The sequence below is a fragment of the Vibrio sp. 2304 genome (assembly GCF_033339475.1).
Lineage (GTDB): Bacteria > Pseudomonadota > Gammaproteobacteria > Enterobacterales > Vibrionaceae > Vibrio > Vibrio alginolyticus.
The window spans coordinates 1-5,286 of the sequence record NZ_JAWOUQ010000030.1 but is presented as its reverse complement, the minus strand read 5'-3'; the positions used below and the strand labels follow the sequence as shown (position 1 = coordinate 5,286).

1 protein-coding gene is annotated in these 5,286 nt (G+C 52.5%); it reads left to right on the top strand.

Translation table 11 applies throughout. The features are described 5' to 3' along the window. The coding region (locus tag R7P64_RS23950) for a tandem-95 repeat protein (RefSeq protein WP_318124083.1) at positions 1-5,286 on the top strand (5,286 nt) is incomplete at both ends.

Here is a 5,286-nt window from a genome sequence, read left to right as displayed (position 1 = left end):
GTTGAGATTGTTGATGGCAAACTGGTCTTCACACCGGCTGAGAACTTCCATGGCGACGCCGAAATCACTTACACCGTTACCGATGGTGCGCTGACTGACCAAGCGACGGTCAACGTCACCGTGAATGCGGTGAACGACGCGCCTGTGGTTGAAAGCAGCATTGCAGACCAAGCCTTGGCGGAAGACTTTACGCCATACAGCATCGATCTAAATACCGCTTTCAGCGATGTGGATAATGTGGATGGTGAGTTAACGTTTAGCGTCTCTGGTAATAGCAACATTCAAGTGGCGATCGTCAATGGTATTGCTACGTTCACTCCAACCGCAGACTGGAACGGCTCAGAAGCGTTGACGTTTACTGCCACCGATCCAAGCGGCGAGAGCGTTAGCCAAACGGTGAACTTCACAGTAGCGCCTGTGGCGGACATCGTGGCAGATAAAGCGACGGTTGTGGAAGACACGCCGACCATCATTAAGGTTTTAGGTAACGACACGTTCGAAGGCGACGACAAAGTGGTGTCGCTGGATACCAACAACGGTCCAGCGAACGGCACGGTCTCGGTCAACTCGGACGGCAGCGTCACTTATACACCAAACGACAACTACCACGGGGCAGACAGCTTCACCTACATCGTTACATCGGGTGGGGTATCGGAGTCCACGACGGTGAACGTCGATGTCACACCAGTCAATGACGCGCCAGTGGCAAAAGATGATACCGCTGTCACTGACGAAGACACGCCAGTGACGATTGATGTCCTGCCAAACGACACTGATATTGATGGTGATACGCTGTCTATCCAATCGGCGTCTGTGCCGAGTGAGCAAGGGACAGTCGAGATTGTTGACGGCAAGTTGGTGTTCACGCCAGCTGAGAACTTCCATGGCGACGCTGAAATTACTTACACGATTACTGATGGTGCACTGACTGACCAAGCGACGGTCAACGTCACCGTGAATGCGGTGAACGACACGCCTGTGGTTGAAAGCAACATTGCAGACCAAACCTTGGCGGAAGATTTCACCCCATACAGCATCGATCTAAATACCGCTTTCAGCGATGTAGATAACGTGGATGGCGATCTGACCTTCAGCGTCTCCGGCAACAGCAACATTCAAGTGGCGATCGTCAACGGTATTGCTACGTTCACTCCAACCGCGGACTGGAACGGCTCAGAAGCATTGACCTTTACTGCTACCGATCCAAGCGGTGAAAGTGTTAGCCAAACGGTGAACTTCACAGTGGCGCCTGTGGCGGACATCGTGGCAGATAAAGCAACGGTCATGGAAGACACGCCAACCATCATCAAGGTCTTAGATAACGATACGTTTGAAGGCAACGACAAAGTGGTGTCGCTGGATACCAACAATGGTCCAGCTAACGGCACGGTCTCGGTCAACCCGGACGGCAGCGTGACCTACACGCCAAACGACAACTACCACGGTACAGACAGCTTTACCTACATCGTCACCTCCGGTGGGGTATCAGAGTCCACCACGGTGAACGTCGATGTGACGCCAGTCAACGATGCGCCAGTGGCGACCAATGACAATGCCGTTACTGACGAAGATACACCAGTGACGATTGATGTTCTGCCAAACGATACTGACATCGATGGTGATACATTACGTATTGACTCGGCATCTGTGCCGAGTGACCAAGGGACAGTTGAAATTGTTGACGGCAAGTTGGTGTTCACACCGGCCGAGAACTTCCATGGCGACGCCGAAATCACTTATACCGTCACCGATGGTTCGCTGACTGACCAAGCGACGGTCAACGTCACCGTGAATGCGGTGAACGACACGCCTGTGGTTGAAAGCAACATTGCAGACCAAACCTTGGCGGAAGACTTTACGACATACAGCATCGATCTGAATACCGCTTTCAGCGATGTGGATAACGTGGATGGCGATCTGAGCTTCAGCGTCTCTGGCAACAGCAACATTCAAGTGGCGATCGTCAACGGTATTGCTACGTTCACTCCAACCGCAGACTGGAACGGCTCAGAAGCGCTGACGTTTACGGCTACCGATCCAAGCGGCGAAAGCGTAAGCCAAACGGTGAACTTCACAGTTGCGCCTGTGGCGGACATCGTGGCAGACAAAGCGACGGTTGTGGAAGACACACCAACCATCATTAAGGTCTTAGGTAACGACACGTTCGAAGGCGACGACAAAGTGGTGTCGCTGGATACCAATAACGGTCCAGCCAACGGCACGGTCTCGGTCAACCCGGACGGCAGCGTCACTTACACGCCAAACGACAACTACCACGGTACAGACAGCTTCACCTACATCGTTACCTCGGGTGGGGTATCGGAGTCCACCACGGTGAACGTCGATGTCACACCAGTGAATGATGCGCCGGTGGCGACCAATGACAATGCCGTTACTGACGAAGATACACCAGTGACGATTGATGTTCTGCCAAACGATACTGACATCGATGGTGATGCATTACGTATTGACTCGGCATCTGTGCCGAGTGACCAAGGGACAGTTGAAATTGTTGATGGCAAACTGGTGTTCACGCCAGCTGAGAACTTCCATGGTGACGCTGAAATCACTTACACCGTCACTGATGGTGCGCTGACTGACCAAGCGACGGTTAACGTCACCGTGAATGCGGTGAACGACGCGCCTGTGGTTGAGAGCAACATCGCAGATCAAACCTTAGCAGAAGACTTTACGCCATACAGCATCAATCTGAATACCGCTTTCAGCGATGTGGATAATGTTGATGGCGAGCTGAGCTTCAGCGTTTCTGGTAATAGCAACATTCAAGTGGCGATCGTCAATGGTATTGCTACGTTCACTCCAACCGCAGACTGGAACGGCTCAGAAGCGTTAACGTTTACGGCTACCGATCCAAGCGGCGAAAGCGTAAGCCAAACGGTGAACTTCACAGTTGCGCCTGTGGCGGACATCGTGGCAGACAAAGCGACGGTTGTGGAAGACACACCAACCATCATTAAGGTTTTAGGTAACGACACGTTCGAAGGCAACGGCAAAGTGGTGTCGCTGGATACCAACAATGGACCAGCGAACGGCACGGTCTCGGTCAACCCGGATGGCAGCGTAACCTACACGCCAAACGACAACTTCCACGGGGCAGACAGCTTTACCTACATCGTTACCTCCGGTGGCGTCAGTGAGTCCACCACGGTGAACGTCGATGTCACACCAGTGAACGATGCGCCAGTGGCAAAAGATGACGCGGCAACAACACAAGAAGATACCGCTGTCACGATTGATGTCCTACCAAACGATACTGATATCGATGGCGATACGCTGTCTATCCAATCGGCGTCTGTACCTGAAGCACAAGGTAAAGTCGAAATTGTTGACGGCAAATTGGTGTTCACACCAGCTGAGAACTTCCATGGTGACGCCCAAATCACTTACACCGTTACGGATGGTGCACTGACTGACCAAGCGACGGTCAACGTCACCGTGAATGCGGTGAACGACACGCCTGTGGTTGAAAGCAGCATCGCAGACCAAACCTTGGCAGAAGACTTTACGCCATACATCATCGATCTAAATACTGCCTTCAGTGATGTGGATAACGCCGATGGTGAGTTAACGTTTAGTGTCTCTGGCAACAGCAACATTCAAGTGGCGATCGTCAATGGTATTGCTACGTTCACTCCAACGGCAGACTGGAACGGCTCAGAAGCGTTAACCTTTACTGCCACCGATCCAAGCGGCGAAAGCGTAAGCCAAACGGTGAACTTCACAGTTGCGCCTGTGGCAGACATCGTGGCAGACAAAGCGACGGTTGTGGAAGACACACCAACCATCATTAAGGTCTTAGGTAACGACACGTTCGAAGGCAACGATAAAGTGGTGTCGCTGGATACCAACAATGGACCAGCGAACGGCACGGTCTCGGTCAACCCGGATGGCAGCGTCACTTACACGCCAACCGACAACTTCCACGGGACAGACAGCTTTACCTACATCGTCACCTCCGGTGGGGTATCGGAATCCACCACGGTGAACGTCGATGTGACGCCAGTGAATGATGCGCCAGTGGCAAAAGATGATACCGCTGTTACTGATGAAGACACGCCAGTGACGATTGATGTCTTGCCAAACGATACTGACATCGATGGTGATACGTTAAGCATTGATTCGGCGTCTGTGCCGAGTGAGCAAGGGACAGTCGAGATTGTTGACGGCAAATTGGTCTTCACACCAGCTGAGAACTTCAATGGTGATGCCGAAATCACTTACACCGTCACCGATGGTCCACTGACCGACCAAGCGACGGTTAACGTCACCGTGAATGCGGTGAACGACACACCTGTGGTTGAAAGCAACCTTGCAGACCAAACCTTGGCGGAAGATTTCACGCCATACAGCATCGATCTAAATACTGCTTTCAGCGATGTGGATAATGTGGATGGCGAGCTGAGCTTCAGCGTTTCTGGTAATAGCAACATTCAAGTGGCGATCGTCAATGGTATTGCTACGTTCACTCCAACCGCGGACTGGAACGGCTCTGAAATCCTAACGTTTACGGCCACCGATCCAAGCGGTGAAAGCGTCAGCCAAACGGTGAACTTCACAGTAGCGCCTGTAGCGGACATCGTGGCAGACAACGCGACGGTTGTGGAAGACACGCCGACCATAATTAACGTCCTAGGTAACGACACGTTTGAAGGCGACGACAAAGTGGTGTCGCTCGATACCAATCACGGTCCAGCGAACGGCACGGTCTCGGTCAACCCGGACGGCAGCGTCACTTACACGCCAAACGACAACTACCACGGGGCAGACAGCTTCACGTACATCGTTACGTCGGGTGGGGTATCGGAATCCACCACAGTGAACGTCGATGTGACGCCAGTGAACGATGCGCCAGTGGCAAACGATGATACCGCTGTTACTGACGAAGACACGCCAGTGACGATTGATGTCCTGCCAAACGATACCGACATTGATGGCGATACCTTAAGCATTGATTCGGCATCTGTGCCGAGTGACCAAGGTACAGTTGAGATCGTTGACGGAAAACTGGTCTTCACACCGGCTGAGAACTTCCATGGTGACGCTGAAATCACTTACACCGTTACCGATGGTGCATTGACTGACCAAGCGACGGTCAACGTCACCGTGAATGCGGTGAACGACACGCCTGTGGTTGAAAGCAGCATCGCAGACCAAACCTTGGCGGAAGACTTTACGCCATACAGCATCGATCTAAATACCGCCTTCAGCGATGTGGATAATGTGGATGGCGAGCTGAGCTTCAGCGTTTCAGGCAACAGTAATGTC